The sequence below is a fragment of the Pseudomonas sp. PSPC3-2 genome (genome assembly GCF_049897085.1).
GTDB classification, from domain to species: domain Bacteria; phylum Pseudomonadota; class Gammaproteobacteria; order Pseudomonadales; family Pseudomonadaceae; genus Aquipseudomonas; species Aquipseudomonas paraveronii.
The window spans coordinates 524094-541742 of sequence record NZ_JAFCVO010000001.1; the positions used below are offsets into that span (position 1 = coordinate 524094).

At 60.1% G+C, this 17649-nt stretch carries 19 protein-coding genes and 1 pseudogene; 11 read left to right on the top strand and 9 right to left on the bottom strand.

Features of this window, described 5'->3' with window-relative positions:
• Nucleotides 1–54 precede the first annotated feature (54 nt).
• The 4 genes from ACP7CJ_RS02385 to ACP7CJ_RS02400 all read left to right on the top strand — a co-directional run bounded on the left by ACP7CJ_RS02385 (nt 55) and on the right by ACP7CJ_RS02400 (nt 3432).
• Nucleotides 55–666, top strand: a complete 612-nt coding sequence (locus tag ACP7CJ_RS02385) for a LemA family protein (protein WP_276196925.1) — start codon at nt 55–57, stop codon at nt 664–666.
• Nucleotides 667–684: 18 nt separating this feature from the next.
• Nucleotides 685–1407: a TPM domain-containing protein gene (locus ACP7CJ_RS02390; RefSeq protein ID WP_426099547.1), complete on the top strand. Its 723-nt coding sequence runs from the start codon at nt 685–687 to the stop codon at nt 1405–1407.
• Nucleotides 1408–1438: 31 nt separating this feature from the next.
• Complete coding sequence (locus tag ACP7CJ_RS02395) at nt 1439–2056, top strand: TPM domain-containing protein (protein WP_247408166.1); 618 nt, start codon at nt 1439–1441, stop codon at nt 2054–2056.
• A 158-nt stretch (nt 2057–2214) separates the two neighbouring features.
• Nucleotides 2215–3432, top strand: coding sequence for a class I SAM-dependent methyltransferase (locus ACP7CJ_RS02400; RefSeq protein WP_426099546.1), 1218 nt, complete (start codon nt 2215–2217; stop codon nt 3430–3432).
• A 157-nt stretch (nt 3433–3589) separates the two neighbouring features.
• Here the strand turns inward: ACP7CJ_RS02400 and ACP7CJ_RS02405 are convergent, their stop codons facing one another.
• Complete coding sequence (locus ACP7CJ_RS02405; RefSeq protein ID WP_426099545.1) at nt 3590–4489, bottom strand: DMT family transporter; 900 nt, start codon at nt 4487–4489, stop codon at nt 3590–3592.
• 187 nt (nt 4490–4676) lie between these two features.
• Here ACP7CJ_RS02405 and ACP7CJ_RS02410 point away from each other — a divergent pair, with 187 nt between their 5' ends.
• Entirely contained in the window at nt 4677–5258 is a 582-nt protein-coding gene (locus ACP7CJ_RS02410; RefSeq protein WP_276196930.1) for a DJ-1/PfpI family protein, read from the top strand.
• Nucleotides 5259–5276: 18 nt separating this feature from the next.
• Nucleotides 5277–5576 carry a ribbon-helix-helix domain-containing protein gene (locus tag ACP7CJ_RS02415; protein WP_426099544.1) on the top strand — a complete coding sequence of 100 codons (300 nt, stop codon included), beginning with the start codon at nt 5277–5279 and terminating at the stop codon, nt 5574–5576.
• Nucleotides 5577–5583: 7 nt separating this feature from the next.
• Here the strand turns inward: ACP7CJ_RS02415 and ACP7CJ_RS02420 are convergent, their stop codons facing one another.
• From ACP7CJ_RS02420 to ACP7CJ_RS02435, 4 genes are all read right to left on the bottom strand, one after another.
• A complete protein-coding gene (locus tag ACP7CJ_RS02420) occupies nt 5584–8142 on the bottom strand; it encodes a TonB-dependent hemoglobin/transferrin/lactoferrin family receptor (protein ID WP_426099543.1) in 2559 nt (852 codons plus the stop codon).
• A gap of 128 nt (nt 8143–8270) precedes the next feature.
• On the bottom strand, nt 8271–9239 hold the full coding sequence (locus ACP7CJ_RS02425; RefSeq protein ID WP_426099542.1) for a FecR family protein: 969 nt from the start codon (nt 9237–9239) through the stop codon (nt 8271–8273).
• Nucleotides 9236–9775 carry an RNA polymerase sigma factor gene (locus tag ACP7CJ_RS02430; protein WP_276196933.1) on the bottom strand — a complete coding sequence of 180 codons (540 nt, stop codon included), beginning with the start codon at nt 9773–9775 and terminating at the stop codon, nt 9236–9238. The genes ACP7CJ_RS02425 and ACP7CJ_RS02430 overlap by 4 nt, the downstream gene beginning before the upstream one ends.
• 109 nt (nt 9776–9884) lie before the next feature.
• Nucleotides 9885–10901, bottom strand: a complete 1017-nt coding sequence (locus tag ACP7CJ_RS02435) for a DUF4917 family protein (protein ID WP_426099541.1) — start codon at nt 10899–10901, stop codon at nt 9885–9887.
• A gap of 123 nt (nt 10902–11024) precedes the next feature.
• On the opposite strand from ACP7CJ_RS02435, the gene yiaY reads away from it, so the two are divergent.
• Nucleotides 11025–12173, top strand: coding sequence for an L-threonine dehydrogenase (gene yiaY, locus ACP7CJ_RS02440; RefSeq protein WP_426099540.1), 1149 nt, complete (start codon nt 11025–11027; stop codon nt 12171–12173).
• Here the strand turns inward: yiaY and ACP7CJ_RS02445 are convergent.
• Together ACP7CJ_RS02445 and ACP7CJ_RS02450 are read right to left on the bottom strand one after the other, a co-directional pair.
• Complete coding sequence (locus tag ACP7CJ_RS02445; protein WP_276196936.1) at nt 12140–13327, bottom strand: MFS transporter; 1188 nt, start codon at nt 13325–13327, stop codon at nt 12140–12142. The genes yiaY and ACP7CJ_RS02445 overlap by 34 nt on opposite strands.
• Before the next feature lie 141 nt (nt 13328–13468).
• Nucleotides 13469–14695 carry an aminotransferase class I/II-fold pyridoxal phosphate-dependent enzyme gene (locus ACP7CJ_RS02450; RefSeq protein WP_426099539.1) on the bottom strand — a complete coding sequence of 409 codons (1227 nt, stop codon included), beginning with the start codon at nt 14693–14695 and terminating at the stop codon, nt 13469–13471.
• A 362-nt stretch (nt 14696–15057) separates the two neighbouring features.
• On the opposite strand from ACP7CJ_RS02450, the gene ACP7CJ_RS02455 reads away from it, so the two are divergent.
• Entirely contained in the window at nt 15058–15732 is a 675-nt protein-coding gene (locus ACP7CJ_RS02455; RefSeq protein WP_276196937.1) for an NAD(P)H-binding protein, read from the top strand.
• Nucleotides 15733–15783: 51 nt separating this feature from the next.
• Nucleotides 15784–15903, top strand: a pseudogene (locus ACP7CJ_RS02460) (LysR family transcriptional regulator); the annotation flags it as partial.
• Nucleotides 15904–15910: 7 nt separating this feature from the next.
• Here the strand turns inward: ACP7CJ_RS02460 and ACP7CJ_RS02465 are convergent.
• A complete protein-coding gene (locus tag ACP7CJ_RS02465) occupies nt 15911–16195 on the bottom strand; it encodes a type II toxin-antitoxin system RelE/ParE family toxin (RefSeq protein ID WP_247406971.1) in 285 nt (94 codons plus the stop codon).
• On the bottom strand, nt 16185–16424 hold the full coding sequence (locus ACP7CJ_RS02470; protein ID WP_247406968.1) for a CopG family ribbon-helix-helix protein: 240 nt from the start codon (nt 16422–16424) through the stop codon (nt 16185–16187). Before ACP7CJ_RS02470 ends, ACP7CJ_RS02465 begins: the two co-directional genes overlap by 11 nt.
• A gap of 105 nt (nt 16425–16529) precedes the next feature.
• Between ACP7CJ_RS02470 and fos the strand changes: the two genes are divergently transcribed.
• On the top strand, nt 16530–16940 hold the full coding sequence (gene fos, locus ACP7CJ_RS02475) for a fosfomycin resistance glutathione transferase (protein ID WP_276196938.1): 411 nt from the start codon (nt 16530–16532) through the stop codon (nt 16938–16940).
• A 54-nt stretch (nt 16941–16994) separates the two neighbouring features.
• Entirely contained in the window at nt 16995–17636 is a 642-nt protein-coding gene (locus ACP7CJ_RS02480; protein ID WP_276196939.1) for a LysE family translocator, read from the top strand.
• Nucleotides 17637–17649 lie beyond the last annotated feature (13 nt).

Here is a 17649-nt window from a genome sequence, read left to right on the forward strand (position 1 = left end):
GCGGTTTATAGGGCGAGTCGTCACATTCCATCAAAGTTGGGCAGGAGAAACACCATGCAAGCAGCACACGGTTACCGCTGGGGCTTGAAGGCCGCGGCTTTGCTATTGATCAGCACAGTGCTGAGCGGTTGCGGCATCAACACCATTCCGACCCTCGATGAACAGGCCAAGGCGGCCTGGGGCCAGGTGCAGAACCAGTATCAACGGCGTGCCGACCTGATCCCCAACCTGGTGGAAGTGGTCAAGGGCTACGCCGCCCATGAACAAGACACCCTCACCGCTGTGATTGAAGCGCGGGCCAAGGCGACATCGATCCAGGTCGACGCCAGCACCCTCGACAACCCGGAAAAACTCAAGCAGTTCCAGCAAGCCCAGGACGGTTTGAGTGGTGCCCTCAGCCGCTTGATGGTGGTGTCCGAGCGCTACCCGGACCTGAAGGCCAACCAGAACTTCCTGGCCCTGCAATCTCAGCTGGAAGGCACGGAAAACCGGATTGCCGTGGCCCGTCGCGACTTTATCCAGGCCGTGCAGGCCTACAACACCGAGATCCGCACGTTCCCGGGGCGCCTGTGGCACAGCGTGATGTACAGCGATTTGCCGATCCGCGCTACGTTTGAAGCCACCAGTGCCGATGCCGATAAAGCGCCGCAAGTGAAGTTCAAATAAGGCTGCACTGAGGTGTCGATGCGTTTATTACGGATAGGCTTGGCGCTGTGGCTGTTGGCCTGCGCTGGCGTGGCCCAGGCGGCGTTGACCTTCCCGGCGTTGACCGGGCGGGTGGTGGACACCGCGCAGATGATCGACCCGGCGGTGCGCGCGCAGTTGACCCAGCAATTGCAGGCGCTGGAGCAAAGCCGTGGCGCCCAGATCGTGGTGGTCACCGTGCCTGACCTGCAGGGCGTGCCGATTGAAGACTACGGTTATCAATTGGGGCGCCAGTGGGGCATCGGCCAGAAAGGCAAGGACAACGGCGCGCTGCTGATCGTTGCCCGCGATGAGCGCAAATTGCGCATCGAAGTCGGCTATGGCCTGGAAGGCACGCTGACCGATGCGCAGTCGTGGGTGATCATCAATCAGGTGATTGCGCCCAAGTTCAAGGCCGGCAACTTCAGCCAGGGCATCAGCGACGGCGTCGCCGCGATGATCCAGGTGGTGGGCGGCGAGCCGCTGGTGGTGCCGGCCCACGTGGCGGATGCCAACTTCGCCAAGGATAATCCGGGGTTTTCCATCGGCTTGTTCATCCTGCTGATCGGCGTGTTGTGGCTGTGCAATCGCCTGGGCCTGCCGGTGTGGGCGATCCTGCTGGCGATTCTCAGCAGCAGCGGCCGTGGCGGTGGGGGCGGCGGCGGTGGTTTTCGCGGCGGCGGCGGCGGTTTCGGCGGTGGCGGGGCTTCGGGTGGCTGGTGATGACAACAACTAAAAACGAGCGTTTACAACCATGGCACTACTGACTGAACACGAACAACGCCAGGTCGCCGAAGCGATTGCCCGGGTCGAGCAACAGACCGACGCCGAACTGGTGACCGTGCTGGCCGCGCGTGCCGATGATTACGCCTATATCCCGTTGCTCTGGGCCAGTCTGATTGCGTTGGTGGTGCCGGGAGTGGTGCATTACTTGTCGGGTTACCTGAGCATGTACACCTTGCTGTTGGCGCAGTGGGCGACGTTCATCGTGCTGTGCCTGGTGTTTCGCCTGCCTAAAGTCACCACCCGATTGATCCCTCGCTCAGTGCGCCACTGGCGTGCCTCGAACCTGGCGCGCCGGCAGTTCCTCGAGCAGAACCTGCACCACACGCTGGGCGGTACCGGGGTGTTGATTTTTGTCAGCGAGGCCGAGCGCTATGTGGAGATCCTGGTGGATGACGGGATTTCCAAGCGCCTGGATGACAACAGTTGGGATGGCATCGTCAAGGCGTTTACCCAACAGGTGAAACAGGGGCAAACGTTGGCCGGGTTCATTGCCTGCATCGAAGCCTGCGGTGAGTTGCTCAAGGTGCATGTGCCGGTGACGCAGGCGCGTAATGAATTGCCCAATCGCCTGATCGTGCTCGAATAACCCATGTGGGAGGAGCGGTGCGACGATTCGACTTGCCCCCTCCCACATTTGGATCTGCGGTGGGGCCTCCCAATCTTACCGTTGATCAAATAACCCCGTGCCCTCAGTCCCTATCCCCCCTAAAATGCCCGGCATTCCCAGCCCGAGGCGTTTTGTTCATGTCTGTCACCGCTCAACCTGCCCGCCCTGCGCCGGATCATCACGCCCAGTTCATCGAACTGCTGAGCGCAAGCCTTACGCACAACGCCTTTATCAAACTGGTGCTGGCCAAGTACGTCGGTGAGGACGCCGAGCTGCAACGGCTGATCATCAAGGCGGTGACGGTCAAGGAGCAGCCCTGCCTGTCCTTTGTCTATCGCTACAAAACCCGCGACATCACCAAGAACTTCGCGGTGGCCGACGGCGTGGCGGCGATTGCCGAGTTGTTGCCGGCCTCGTTCAAGAACGCACACTTGCTGGCGCTGACCGACGAAGCCCAGTTGGAATACAGCAAGAAGAACAAAAGCTCGCTGTTCAAAAGCAAGCCGCAGCAATTGCGTGAAGCGCCGTCGGCCGAGCACAACCGCGAGAAGAATCGCTTCCTCGACCTGAGCCGGCCGTTCCTCGCCGACCTGGGCGTGACCGACGCCAAGCACGCGCTGATCCCGTCGATGTCGCGCAAGTGGAAGCAGATCAACAAGTTCATCGAAGTGTTCAGCCATGCGCTGATCGCATCACCGCTGAGGCTGGACCAACCGGTGCGCGTCGCCGATTTCGGCTCGGGCAAGGGCTACCTGACCTTCGCCATCCACGACTACCTGCGCAACACCCTCAATGTCGAGGCCGAGGTCACCGGCGTTGAATTGCGCGAAGACATGGTTGCCTTGTGCAACACCGCCGCCGCCCATCTCGAACACCCTGGGCTGGTGTTCACCTGCGGCGACGTGCGCAGCGTCGCACCGATCGAGCTGGACGTGATGATCGCCCTGCATGCCTGCGACATCGCCACCGACTATGCGATCCACACCGGCATCCGTTCCGGTGCGTCGATCATCATGTGCTCGCCGTGCTGCCACAAACAGATCCGCCTGCAAATCCAGAGCCCGGTGCTGTTGAAGCCGATGCTGCAATACGGTTTGCACCTGGGCCAGCAGGCCGAAATGCTCACCGATAGCCTGCGCGCCTTGTTCCTGGAGGCCTGTGGTTATGAGACCAAGGTGTTCGAGTTCATCTCCCTGGAACACACCAACAAGAACAAGATGATCCTCGCGGTCAAACGCGCGGAACCGGTGGACAACGCGCAGTTACTGGACAAGATTCAGGCACTCAAGGACTTCTATCACATCACCGAGCACTGCCTGGAAACCCTGCTGCGTACCGACGATTACCTAGGCTGAACACGCAGCCAATGTGGGAGGGGGCTTGCTCCCGATAGCAGAGGGGCAGTCAGCACATGTGTTGCTGATAGGCCCCTATCGGGAGCAAGCCCCCTCCCACATTGATCGGTGTTGTGGTTTAGAGATCCGACGCCTTCACCGCCCGCCCCTCCCACCGTTAAATCGCATTGGCCTTTGAGATTGGCGCCGGCTGCACCGCCGTCTTGCGCCCCAGCATCACGGTTACGATCACCCCGCAGGCGAACAACCAGGTGATTGGTTCGATGTGCTCACCAAAGAACAGCGCCGAAAACGCGATGGTGAAGAAGATCTGCAACAGTTGAATCTGGCTGACCCGCGCAATGCCGCCCATGGCCAACCCGGCGTACCAGGCGAAGAACCCCAGGAACTGCGAGAACAGCGACACATAACCGAACGCCCACCAGGTGCGCATGGAAATTGCGCCTTGATGCTGCGCCGCGAGGTAAGCCACCGGGCCGATCAACAGCGGCGTCGACAGCACCAGCGCCCAGCAGATCACCTGCCAGCCGCCCATCTCCTTGGCCAGGCGCCCGCCTTCGGCATAACCCAGGCCGCCCACGGCAATCGCGCCGAGCATCAACAGGTCCCCCGCTTGAACACTGCCTGCGCCGGTGATCAACGCATAACTCAACACCAGCGCACTGCCCAACGCCGCACAGGCCCAGAAGGCTTTCGACGGGCGCTCATGGGACAGCCACGCGGCGTACAGCGCAACGCACAGCGGTTGCAGGCCATTGACCAACGCGCCGTGGGACGCCGGCAGCGTCTGCATGGCCCACGCCGACAACACAGGAAAGCCCAAGATCACCCCGGCAATCACCAGGCACAGGCCGCGCACCTGGCGCCAGCTCGGCCAGCGCTCGCGGCGCCACAGCAACAGCGCCGCCGCCGGGATCGCGGCGAACAACGCACGGCCCAGGCCGTTGAGCAACGGGTGGATTTCCTGCACCACGATACGCGTGAAGGGCAGGGTCAGGCTGAAGATGATGACGCCCAGCAGGCCCAGGGCCATGCCAGTGTTTTCGCGCGAACTCATGGTGGGAACCGGAATCGAGGGGTCGGAAGTGAACGCTCATCTAGCCACAGCCTCCGGGAATCGGGTGCCTACAGCTGGGTGCAGATTGATCCGTACAGTTGTAGTAGCGGGGGATTACCCGGCCCGTCGGCACGCGCCTATCTTGGCTACTCTTGTCTGCCCAACCGTTGAACCGGAGAAATGCCCCATGGCCGCGAAAAAGATCCTGATGCTGGTCGGCGATTACGTCGAAGACTATGAAGTGATGGTGCCCTTCCAGGCGCTGCTGATGGTCGGTCATACCGTCCACGCGGTGTGCCCCGACAAGACGGCCGGCCAGACCGTGCGCACGGCGATCCATGACTTTGAAGGCGACCAGACCTACAGCGAAAAGCCCGGTCACCTGTTCGCCCTGAATGCGGATTTCGCCCAGGTCGAAGCCGCTGACTACGACGCGCTGCTGGTGCCTGGTGGTCGTGCGCCGGAATACCTGCGCCTGAATGAAAAAGTCCTGCAACTGGTGCGCGCCTTCGATCAGGCCGGCAAGCCGATTGCTGCGGTGTGCCACGGCGCGCAACTGCTGGCGGCAGCCGGTATCCTTGGCGGCCGCGAGTGCAGTGCCTACCCGGCCTGTGCCCCTGAAGTGCGCCTGGCGGGCGGTTCGTTCATCGATATTCCAGTGACCCACAGCCACGTTCAAGGCAATCTGGTCACGGCACCGGCCTGGCCGGCGCATCCAAGTTGGCTGGCCGGGTTCCTCGGCCTGCTGGGTACGACAATCACCTTGTAAGCCACGGAGGTCATCGCCATGTGCGAGCTGTACGTCAAGGCCGACCCGATTCTCTATGAGTCTCGCTCGCGCTCCCTGCGCATCTGCGGCGTCGTCACCACCGTGCGCCTGGAAAACCAGTTCTGGGACATCCTCAGCGAAATCGCCAGCGTGGATGGCATGACCACCAATCAACTGATCACCAAGCTGTACGAGGAAGTCATGGACTACCGCGGCGAGGTGGTCAATTTTGCCTCGTTTCTGCGCGTCAGTTGTACCCGCTACTTGAGCAAGCAGCGCACACAGGCTGCCGAGTTGAGCCTGGTGCGCAACCGCTAGGCTGGCTTCAGAAGAACCGTGTCACGCTGATCTTCGCGTCGCGCCCCTTGGTGTAGGCACGGTCGCCGCTCAACGCCGGACGGAAGTTGTTGTTGAACAGGTTGTCCACGGTGAAGTTCACCTCGGTGCCTTTCAGGTAAGCCTGTTGTGGGGTCCATTTGGCGAACAGGCCCTGGGTGTTGTAGCGCTTGTTGCCGTACTGGTCGTAGAACGAATCGCCGACGCCGGAACCCGGGCCGCCGGAGTATTTATCGCTGGGCAGGCGATCAGTCGCGCCGATGAATTGCCCCATCCATCCCACCTGTGCATTCCACGCCGGAATGTGGGTGCCCATCACCAGCACCCATTTGGTCGGCGGAATGTCGCGAGCCCACACGTCCGGGCCCCATGGGTTGGTGTAGGCGCCTTCGTGCTTGCCGGTGGCGTAGGCAAACGACACCGAACCGAACAGGTAGGTGGAGTTATAGAACGATTCCACCTCGAAACCCTTGATGGTCAGGCCGCCGATGTTGCGGTAATTGGACCTCGCCCCCGGCGGGCAAGCGGTGGCAATGGTGCCGCCGTTGATCGCCTGGTTCTGGCAGCCCACGCCCGTGGCCTTGAAGATTTCGTCTTCCACGGTGTTGTGGAACAGGGTGGTGCGCAGTTGCAGGTTATCGTCCTGGGTGATCAGGTGGTCGAAGCGGGTGATGTTGCCCACGGTGATCGACGTGATGCGTTCCGGGTCGAGGTCGACGCTGGTGGCGGTGCGACTGCCCAGGCCCTGCACTTCGTACTGCTCGTCGATCACCGGGGCGCGCCAGGTCTGGCTCCAGTTGGCGAACAGCGCGACGTTCGGGGTGACGGTCCAGAACAGCGCCAGGCGTGGCGACCAGCCGGTGTAGGTGCGATCGCTGTAGTCGTGGCCGACGGCCGGGTCGGGGTTGCTGTAGTACGGCGCATCGTTGGCCTCGCCGCGGTTGCGCACATGGTCGTAGCGCAGCGATGGCGTGACGGTCACGTCGCCCAGGGTCAGCGCATCCTGGATGAAGAAACTGTTGGTATCCACCTTGCCATGGGGCATGAAGCCTGGCTGGAAATGCCCGTAGTTGTAGCGCGGCGTGTTGTAGGTGGCGCCGGGCATCCACATCTCGGTTTCGCGGGTGTGCTTGCGGATTTGCCCGCCGACCGTCACCGCGTGTTTCAACGGCCCGGTGTCGAACAGGCTGACGTTGCGGATGTCGAGATTCTTGTCGGTGTAGGCGGTGTCCATCTTGCGTCCGCCGGTGGCCAGCTGGAAAAACGCGGTGGCGTCGCGCTCGTCGGTCTGCTCGGTGTTGGACTGCGAGTATTTGACGGTCAGGTCCACCAGCGGGTTGTCAAAGGGCTGGTATTCATACTTGCCCGACCAAGTGGTGTCGACCGTGTCGCGGTTGGCCAGGAAACGCTTCAACGCCCCTTCGTAGCCGTAGCGGTCGATGTTGGCCTGGGTCGGTGGCGTCGGGTAGCTCGCGGCGGAAAACGGCGTCCAGCGGTTGCTGTGGGAGCGTGAGTAAGACAGGCCGACACTGTGCTCATCGGTGAAGTGTGCGTTGACCTTGAACAGTTTGCCGTCCACGTCCTGGGCGGTGTTGGGCAGGCGCTGGGGGTTGATCGGGTACTGATTGTTCTCATTGGGCAGCTTGGCGGCCACCTTCATGTCGCCGCCGTCGCGTTGGGTCAGGTAGGCCAGGGCATCGAACCGGCCATCGTCGGTGCGGCCATACACGGCGCTGCTGTAGACCTGTTCGTGGTCGTTGCTGGAATAACCGTACTTGAGCATCGCGCCGCTGTTGCGGCCGTCCGCGAGCAGGTCCGGGGCATCCTTGGTGGTCATGTTCACCGTGCCGCCAAAACCGCCGTTGCCGCTGAACGGCGAGTTGGGGCCTTTCTCCACTTCGATGCTCTTGATCAGCTCGGGCTCGATGAACACCGTGCCTTGCTGGTAGCGCTCGAAACCGCTCTTGGTGGCGCCGTCGACGGTCAGCGGGACGTCTTCGGCATCGCCGAAACCGCGGATGTTGATGGTCTGGCCACCGGGTTTGAGCGAACCGCCCTGGCTGACCCCAGGCAACGTCTGGAGCAGGCTGGGGATGTTGTTGGCCTGGTAGCGATCGATGTCGGCCTGAGTCAGGGTCGAGCGGCCGACGGTGCTGGAGTCGACTTGATTACCGGTGCCGATCACGCTCAGGGTGTCCAGCTGGATCACGCTGCTGCTGGTGGTCTTGCCCTCATCGGGGCGCACGACGTAGGTGCTGCCGACCTTGATCAGGGTGAACTCGCCATTGTTCAGCAGGGTGCGAATCGCCACTTCCGCGGTGAAGTCACCGTTGAGCGCCGGCGCCTGGACGTGCTTGAGCTGCTTTTCATCGAACAACAGCTGGATTTTCGTCTGTTGCGCGATCTGGCTCAGGGACGTGGTCAACGCCTGGGCGGGCAGTTGCAGTGTGAACGACTGCGCGTGGGCGCTGAGGCTGAAGGCCAGGCACGTGGCAATAAGGCTCGGTCGAAGCAACAGGTGAGAAGCGTGGCAAGGCGTGCGAAACATGAAATCCCCCCGGAGTGGCCAAATAGCCAAAAAGGTGTGCGTATCAAACACAATCAGGAGGAAGACGGGGCGGACGAAAAAAACCACACATGCGAATGAAAAATATTCTCATGTTGGCCGTTTCGGGGCTATTTCCGCAGTTCGATTCTGACAATGCCCTCGGCCGAGGTCACGGTTTTCACCGGCAACAAGGCGGGTAGGGCGTTGAGCAGGGCATCCGGGTCATTCACGTCCAGATTGCCCGACACCTTTAGATGCGCCACGGCGTGACTCACCTGCAGCGGAGGTTGGGGGCGGTACAAACTCAATTCATCGATCAGGCTGGCCAGTTCGCGATTGCGGAACGACAAGTGCCCGCTGCGCCAGTCGGCGACCACCTCGGCGGTGAGAGTTTGTTGTTGCACGGTGCCCTTGGCATAGTCAAAGGTGGCGCGTTGCTGGGCGCCGAGCAATGCCACCGGGTTTTTCGCATCTGGCGCAAACGCCACCTGGCCGTGGGCAACACTGACCACCAGCTGCTGCTGGCTACGGCGCACGTCAAAAGCGGTGCCCACCACGCGCACCGTCGCCTCGCCGGCTTGCACGTACAGGGGGCGTTCCTTGTCGGCTGCCACTTCGATATACAGCTGGCCCTTGTCCAGGTGAACGATGCGTTGGTGGGCACTGAAGTCCACGCGCAGGCGGGTGTTGGCATTCACGTAGAGGCGGCTGCCATCGGGCAGGTTCAGGGTGCGCATGCCCTTGGCGTGGGCTGCGACCTGAGTGTGATACAGCTCGCGCGGGGCGCCGACGGGCGTGGCCAGTACGGCGCAGAGCACGGCGGCAGCCACGGCCAGGGCCGGGCGCCAGATCGCGGTTTTGCGCTTGGGCAGCGCCACGGGTGTGTTCAGCTGCTGCAACTGGCCAAGGTCGGCCCACAGCTGTTCGAATTCGGCGTAGGCGCGGGCATGGGCCGGCACGGCCTGCCAGGCGGCAAAGGCCTTGCGGTCGGCGCGTCCCATGGCGTTGCGGTTACGTGCAAACCATCTGGCGGCTTGGGCATCGACGGCGTCGCTCGCGTCGATGTCCAGGGCGTCGATGTCGCTCAGACGGTTCATGCTGGCTGCTCCGTGCCGGGGTCAGGTTGAAGGCGTCGCTTGCAATGCAGCAGGGCAAACGCGATGTGCTTTTCCACCATGCTGATCGAAATGCCCATGCGTTCGGATATCTGTGCCTGACTCATACCTTCGAAGCGATGCAGCATAAGGGCTTCTCGCCTGCGGGGCGAGAGTTCGGCGAGGACTTCTTTCAACTGTTCCAGGCGTTGCAGGCGAAGCGCTGCGGCCATGGGCTCGTTCTGCTCGTCAATGACCGGCTCGGCACCCCTTTCAGCCTGATCGGCGTGGACGCTCTGCCGCACCTTCTGTTTGCGCCAGTGATCGCGCAACAGGTTGCGCGCCATCTGGAACAGAAACGCCCGCGGCTGCTCAACCTTAGCCCGGTCGCGGTAGTCCAGCCATTGGGTAAAGACATCCTGGGTCATGTCCGCTGCGTCGCTGGCGTTGTCCGTGCGCTTGCGCAGGAAAAACAGGATATCTGCGTAAAACCCGCGAAAGGCATCGGCCGACAGCGGGTCGGGCTTGGGACGCGACATGGATATCCTTCTTGACGAAGCACGACGTAGAAAAGTCGCAAATGATATCGAGAATTATTGTCGTTTGTCTCCAGGCAAATACACTGACCCTGTGGGAGCGCTCAGGACCTCAGCGTTCGACCGGCACCGACAGTGCAGAATTACCCAGCGCATGGGTGCGCGCAGCAAAGAATCTCAACGCCACGCCGCTGCCATCAAACAACTGCGAATACCGCCGCTTCTGCTGGCGGATAAACCCATCACTGCGCCCCGATACCGCGATCGCGAGGGTCGTCACCCTGGCCTGGCGAATCGCATCCACCAGGTGTTTGTCCTGCGGCCCCAGGTCATGGCCGAAGATGCACAGCGCACCCTCGTGGCCGAGCAACTGCTCATAGCAGAACGACAGATAATCCGAACTGCGGATGGTCTTGAGCTTCTCCTCCACCTTGCCCTCACTGACAAACAACGGCACGTCGTCCAGGGTCTTGATCGTGTTGTTGATCGCAAAACTGCTGAGCAAGGTGCTGTCGGTGGTGGGCAATTTACGTGCGGTGCCGTCGAGGTTGCGCACCAGGTGCAGGCCGCCGTGCAGGTAGAGGATGCGCGTGGTGTCGGTGCGGGTGTCACGCAGGTCGAAGCTGGCGTCGGCGCTGCGGAACAGGTCGTCGATGCCGGGGGTGTGCAGGATCGCCCAGTAGTTGAGCAAGTCGTAGTTGCTGGTGAATACCGTGGCGTAGTTGGTCAGCTCCGCGTTGATTGTCGCCAGCGTCGATGGCTGCACCAAGCGCCACGGAATGTGTACGGCGTGGATGGTGTTGATCAACGCTTCCTTGATCGCGTAGTAGCGATTGCGCGGTGCCGCCGAGCTGACTGCGAGGGCTTTGTTGACCCGGCTGGTGGTCTTCAGCGCGCTCAGGGCTTGCTCGAAACTGCGGGTTTGCAGGGCGTCGAACACGCTCAGTTCGGATTGGCTCAAGGGTTTTTCTTCAACGGTGCGTGCGTTTTCGAACAGCGAGTCGTAGGCAAAGTCTTCCCAAATCGCCCGGCTGGCGCCGTTGCCGATCAGAATCCCATTGAAGTCGATAGCGCTGCGCAGTGCGCTCCAGTCTTCAAGGTGGGCGTCAATATCCTGGAAATCCTTCATTGCGGCGGGTCTACTCAAAATCGGCGGGGCGGTGACTTTATCACGAGCGTGGGTTGATCCTGATCAAGATGGGCCATGTGATGACGGTTGATGCTGTCGGCATAACGCCTCTGAGGATTAGCCATGAGCAGCACCTTCTTCATTCCCGCCGTCAACATCATGGGCACTGATTGCCTTGACGATGCGATGGTCGCCATTCGCAACTACGGCTTTCGTAAGGCCCTGATCGTCACCGACGCCGGCCTGGCCAAGGCGGGCGTGGCCCGCATGATTGCCGAAAAACTCGCGATGCAGGACATCGACTCGATGATCTACGACGGCGCCAAGCCCAACCCCAATGTGGACAACGTCGAGAAAGGCCTCGCGCTGCTGCAGCAGAGCGCCTGCGATTTCGTGGTGTCCCTGGGTGGTGGTTCGCCCCATGACTGCGCCAAGGGCATCGCACTGTGCGCGACCAACGGCGGGCATATCGGCGACTACGAAGGGGTCGACCAATCCAGCAAGCCACAACTGCCGCTGGTGGCGATCAACACCACCGCTGGCACCGCCAGTGAGATGACCCGCTTCTGCATCATCACCGACGAAACCCGCCACGTGAAAATGGCCATCGTCGACCGCAACGTCACGCCGCTGCTGTCGGTTAACGACCCGTCCCTGATGGTCGGCATGCCCAAGGGCCTCACCGCCGCCACCGGCATGGACGCCCTGACCCACGCCATCGAAGCCTACGTGTCCACCGCCGCCACGCCGATCACCGACGCCTGCGCGATCAAGGCCATCGAACTGATCAGCGCCAACCTGCGCCTGGCGGTACGCGACGGCAGCGACAAGGCCGCACGGGAAAACATGGCCTACGCACAGTTCCTCGCCGGCATGGCGTTCAACAACGCCTCTCTGGGCTTCGTGCATGCCATGGCCCACCAACTGGGCGGTCTGTATGACTTGCCCCACGGCGTGTGCAACGCGGTGCTGCTGCCTCATGTGCAAAGTTTCAACGCCAGCGTCAGTGCCAAACGCCTGAGCGACGTCGGCCGTGCGCTGGGTGCGGACATCACCGGCAACTCGCCAGAAGAGGGCGCCCAGGCCGCCATCGCGGCCATTCGTGCTTTGTCTAAGGACGTTGAAATTCCCGCCGGCCTGCGTGAGCTGGGCGCCAAATTGCAGGACATTCCGCTGCTGGCCACCAACGCGCTGAAGGACGCGTGTGGGCTGACCAATCCGCGGCGGGCGGATCAGCGTCAGATTGAGGAGATTTTCCGCAGCGCGTTCTGATCCGACCGGCAGCGTGCGACGCACACAAACGCGCCGCCCGCCAGAGCCACACACAACAGCGCCAACGGCCATGCCTGCTGACTCACCAGCAGGCTTGCCACGCCACCGATCAACGCCGCCATCAACTGATGTATAAAACCACTCAACGCCATGGCATAGGAGCCGCTGACCGGTGACTCATCATTGGCCACGGACAAACTGATGGGGTAACTCATCGACTGCCCCAGTACCGCCAGGCAATAGGGTAACCACAGCAACAATGCGAGCCCGCTGGCAAACACACTGCCAAGCAGCATGATCGCGGTACCAAGCAACACTAACGCCACGCCCCAGCCCATCATCGTCAACCGTCCCGTGTGCGCGACGAAGCGATTGACCATCAACGCTCCCGCCAGATACGCCCCGCTGATTGGCCAGCCCAGCCAGCCATATTGCGCGGCACTCCACTCGAAATGCCCCTGCAAAATCAGCGGCGCGCAGGTGTTGAACGCAATGATCACCCCATACCCCAATCCGCCGGCCAACGCCGCATGCAGGAAGGCGGGGTGTCGCACAATTTGGGTGTAAATTCGCCAGGCTGACGCCGACGAATCGGCCTTCAGCAGTGTCGGAAAAATTACGCGTGGCAACACCAGCATCAACATGACGGCGCCGATCGCCAGACCATAAAAGATTGCCTCCCAGCCAAACGCTATCTGCAATAACGAGCCCACGAACTGGCCGATGCCGAGCGCGATCACAAAGGTCATCCCCAGCCAAGAAAGGCCCTTGGCCAATAGCGCACCGCTGAAACTGTCCCGCACCAACACCCGTGCCATCACCGATACGCCGCCCGCGCCCAGGCCTTGAATCAGGCGCAACGCCAGAAAAGATTCAACATTGAACGCCGATGGAATCGCGGCACTCGCCGAGGCATACACCGCCAGCGCCGCCAGCAACACTGGCTTTCTGCCAAAGCGTTCGCCCAGGCTTCCCCACAGCAACATCGGAAGCGCCATACCCACCAGGTACACTGCCAAGGCCAGGGCAACGTGGTCTTCGGCCGCCGGTAGGGACTGGGCAATGGCCGGGACCGCCGGCAAATAGCTGCTGATACCGACTTGGGAAAGGAAGGCGGCGCTGCAGGCGAGGGTGAGGGGTGTGGTGCTTTTCAATAGGCTCGTCCTTCACTCTAAATTTCGAGAGAGTTGTTATAAATCTTATATGGTTATCAGGATTTTAATCGTGTCTAGTCCTTAGGGGTTTTAATAATCAATGCAAGTAGGTGGGTGCTGCTTTTTTAGTCGGGGGGAGTATTAACTATTGATTTCGTACTTGTCCAATAGGGAGGTTAGGTGCGAGCAGAATAATATTATTGTTGTGGGGTCCATGTCTGACCGAAGAGTGACGCGTATTGCAGCTTTTCCTCTTGGTACTACCGGGAAAAATACGGCGGATGTAAAAAAGCCTTTTTCCGCAAGATGAGTCGCGAGGGTGTTTGCTTTTTTCGCTTCACCACAGGTAATCAGCCGTATTGCGCTACTCGTACCGTATTGGTCAGTATGTAATAGGCTATCAAATAATTTAATGTTGACTTGTAGTTTTTCTTGAAGTAGAAGTAACTCTTCTGTTTGATGTATTTTTATTGAGGCTAATCCTGCTCCTATAGCTGCCGAGTTTAGGCTTTGGGACCAGTTGCTAGGGCCCCCATATCGGTGCATTAAGCTCTTTTGTCTTTCGCTGCCCAACATTATTAGTCCCCCGCTAGCGCCAAAGGACTTACCTAGGGAGGCTACAATTAAAGTTTGATCGTCTAACGTGTGCATGTGTGGTCGGATGAAACCACTTCCATTTTTTCCAAATGCTGATAGCGCGTGGGAATCGTCCATGTAAAGAAATAGCCCGTAACGCGCTTTTAAATAAAGTAACCCTTCGATGTCCGCAATTCCGCCCATGCTATATATGCCGTCGCCTATGTAAGCGACTTTTTTTCGTCTTTTACATAAGTCCTCTATGAAGGAGATGTCATTATGGGGGGCTGTTATTACTTCGGTCTCATCAGCGCATGAGGCTTTAATATGATTCATGGAGTAGTGAGATTGCTTGTCGAACACCATCGTGGGTGGACAGTTATTTGTAAACGCCCCGCTGGCGAGTAAGGGGAGCAGGCCGGAACTGGCCGAGCTGCAAGATAAAGTACTCAAACAGATCGAATCGAAGTGAGTCGAAAGCGCCAGTTCGTACCGTTCCAGAATTTCAAGTTTGCATCGGTTTTTTGAGTTTGCAATTCGAAGGGTTTTGGCTTCCCTTATACCGCCAATAGCCCCCTCTATTATGTCCTCATGGTAATCAAGGCCGAGATATGAGGTTGTGCAGAAATGATGGAATTCGCGTCCATGCTGGTCGGTCAGGTAGTTGTTGTTTTTGACGGTGACGTTGAGTTGGCATATTCGGCCTGTCTTCGCTGAATGCCAGTCTGCTTCAGCTAACTCGATTAGTTTTTTGTAGTTTGAGAATTTGTTCGTGAGCGATGTATTTTCCATTTTTTATTCGTCCTTGGAGATTGGCGAAAAACAGTAACGGGGAAAACCTTTTGAGATAAGTCAGGTGTTTCCTTTGCGCGCTACTCCAGATGGAGTTTTTGGCGTGAGTAAGGTCCTACTTTTTGTGATGGCGAATGGACATCCCAACAGATGCCTTCTAAAGCTGTATCTGGTGTATCAAAGGCGTGTTCGGTTGTGTCGCTTTCGTATGTGGTGATTTTTGTGGGGGTGAGCGCATGCAATTTATTGAGGTTGTGCATCACGGGATTGGGTAAGGTGTCAGCGTGCAAACGGATGTGCCGATAGCGTTCAAACGATTTGTCTGTCGGCTAGGCAAAACTAGCGGGATGAAGGGGGATTTGATGAGAGTTCTGTTATTCGGTGCCACCGGCATGGTCGGCCAGGGCGTTCTGCGCGAGTGCCTGCTGGCCGCTGACGTGCAGGAAGTCGTCGCCGTCGGCCGCACGCCGTTGACGCAGGAGCACGGCAAACTGCATCAGGTGCTGCACACGGACATGCTGGATTTTCAACCGCTGGAGAACCTGCTGCAAGGCTTCGATGCCTGTTTCTTTTGCCTCGGTGTTTCATCGGCGGGGATGAATGAAACCCGCTACACCCATCTCACCTATGATCTGACCCTTGTCGCCGCCAGCACCCTGGCGCGGCTCAATCCGCAGATGACGTTTATCTATGTGTCCGGCGCCGGCACCGACAGTTCCGAAGCGGGCCAGTCGATGTGGGCGCGGGTCAAGGGCAAGACCGAGAATGCCTTGCTGCGGCTGCCGTTCAAGGCGGTGTATGTGTTCCGGCCGGGGGTGATTCAGCCGTTGCACGGCGTGCGTTCGAAGACGCCGTTGTACCAGGCCTTCTATACCGTGCTTGGGCCGTTGCTCTCGTTGGTGCGTCGGATAAAGCCGGGCTGGGTAGTCAGCACCGAGACCGTCGGCCGTGCGATGTTGGCGGCGGCGCGTAACGGCGCGTCGCAGCCGGTGGTGGAGCAAGCCGAGATCCATCGGCTGGCCGCCGGCAAGCTCTGAGCCCTGCGCACCAGCGTTTATCAGCCCGCCGTCGCCAGTGCGCAGGCGGGCGTGGCGGCGCCGTTTCATATTCCGTCGTTTGCGTTTGAGCTGGCGTGGCATGCGCGGCGGGTTGGGGATTCGGGGTTGCAGTGGCTGAAGGAGCTGGTGCAAAAGGTATTGCGTGCGTAAACCCGTATTACCAGGATTTTGGTGGCTGGCGTCGGGTATGAAATATCCGCATGACCTGTAGCCGTCCATCTCGAATACGATACGGAACGATATAAGGCCATTTAGGCACTACCCATTCCCGAGTGCCGGGAATACGCCCCTCTTTACCCATTGAGGGAAACTCCGCCACGCGCTCGAGTCCCGTTAGCATGGCCTGCACAAATTCGTGCGCAGCTTTGGGGTTTTCCTGAGCAAGGTAAGCGGCTTCTTCATCGAGGTTGCGCAGTGCTGTTCTCAGCCACTCAACTTGCATGCTTACGCCATTTGTCAGCGATGGCTTTCACGTCAGCGGTACTCGCAAAATCACCGGCGTCGGCCTCTTGCAAGGCTTTTTGGATTTCCTCGATTTGCCAGGCTTCACGCGTCAAGTATTCACGTATGGCATCGACCGCCAGAAAGGATTTGCTGCGCCCGGTAGCCTTGGCGAGACTGGCGAGCGTATCGGCGATATCTTCAGGTATGCGTAAGGACATAACCGACATAAGTGCCTCGATGTAGTGGAATGTAGTGCAGCATACTACATCGTAGTTGGCGCACGCTTCTGCGCCGTTCGTCTGCGCAGAGTTGAAACGGAAAAGGATGTTTTCATGCTCACCGGCCTCAACCACTTGACCCTGGCCGTCACCGATTTGCCGCGCAGCGTCAGTTTTTACCATGACCTGCTGCAACTTCGCCTCGACGCCACCTGGGACAACGGCGCCTACCTGTCATTGCCGGGGTTGTGGCTGTGCCTGTCCCTCGACCCGCTGCGCCCGTCGGTGCCGGCGGCTGAATACACCCACGTGGCCTTTACGGTCGGCGCGGACGACTGCGCCGCGCTGGTGCAACGCCTGCGAGCCTCCGGCGTAGTGGAGTGGCGCGACAACCGCAGCGAGGGCGCCTCGTTCTATTTTCTCGACCCCGATGGCCACAAGCTCGAAGCCCATGTCGGTGATCTGGCCTCGCGCCTGCAAGCCTGTCGCGTCAAGCCTTATGCCGGTATGAAGTTTTACCCGTAGCGCGCGAAGGTGCAGAATCCCTCCACCTCTCAACTGTTTGTCAGAGTCGCGCCCATGACCCCATCCTTGCTGCTTGCCGTCCTCGCTTCGGGTTTTATCTATGGCATTACGCCGGGCCCGGGGGTGTTGGCCGTGTTCGGTATTGGCGCGGCCCGGGGCCGTCGCGCCGGGGCCGGTTTTCTGTGCGGGCATTTACTCGGCGATGTGCTGTGGTGCAGCACCGCGCTGATTGCGATCGTGGGTGCGCGGGAAGTCGGCAGCAGCGCGTTTGATGTGCTGGGCGTGCTCAGTGGCACGTACCTGTTCTGGCTGGGCTGGCGCGCGATCCGTACCCAGCGCCGTAGCAGTGATGCACCCCAGGGCGCGGCGCGGCATCCGTTCTGGCACGGCATCCTGTTTGGCCTGACCAACCCCAAGGCGTACCCGGTGGCCGTCGCCACGTTTACCGCGTTGCTGTCCAGCCGTGCCGAGTTGCTGACCTGGGCAATGCTGCCGTCGTTGATCTTGCTGAGCTTTATCGGTGGGCTGTTGGCCTACGCGATTCTGATCGGCGTGGTGGGCGCACAGCGGGTGCGCACGGTGTATCAGCGTCACGAAATCCTGATCACCAAGCTCTGCGGGGTGATGTTTATCGGCTTCGCCATCAATGCGCTGGCCCACGCGTTGCCGGGCCTGTTCGGCAGTAAACCGACCTGAGGCGGCGGCGACC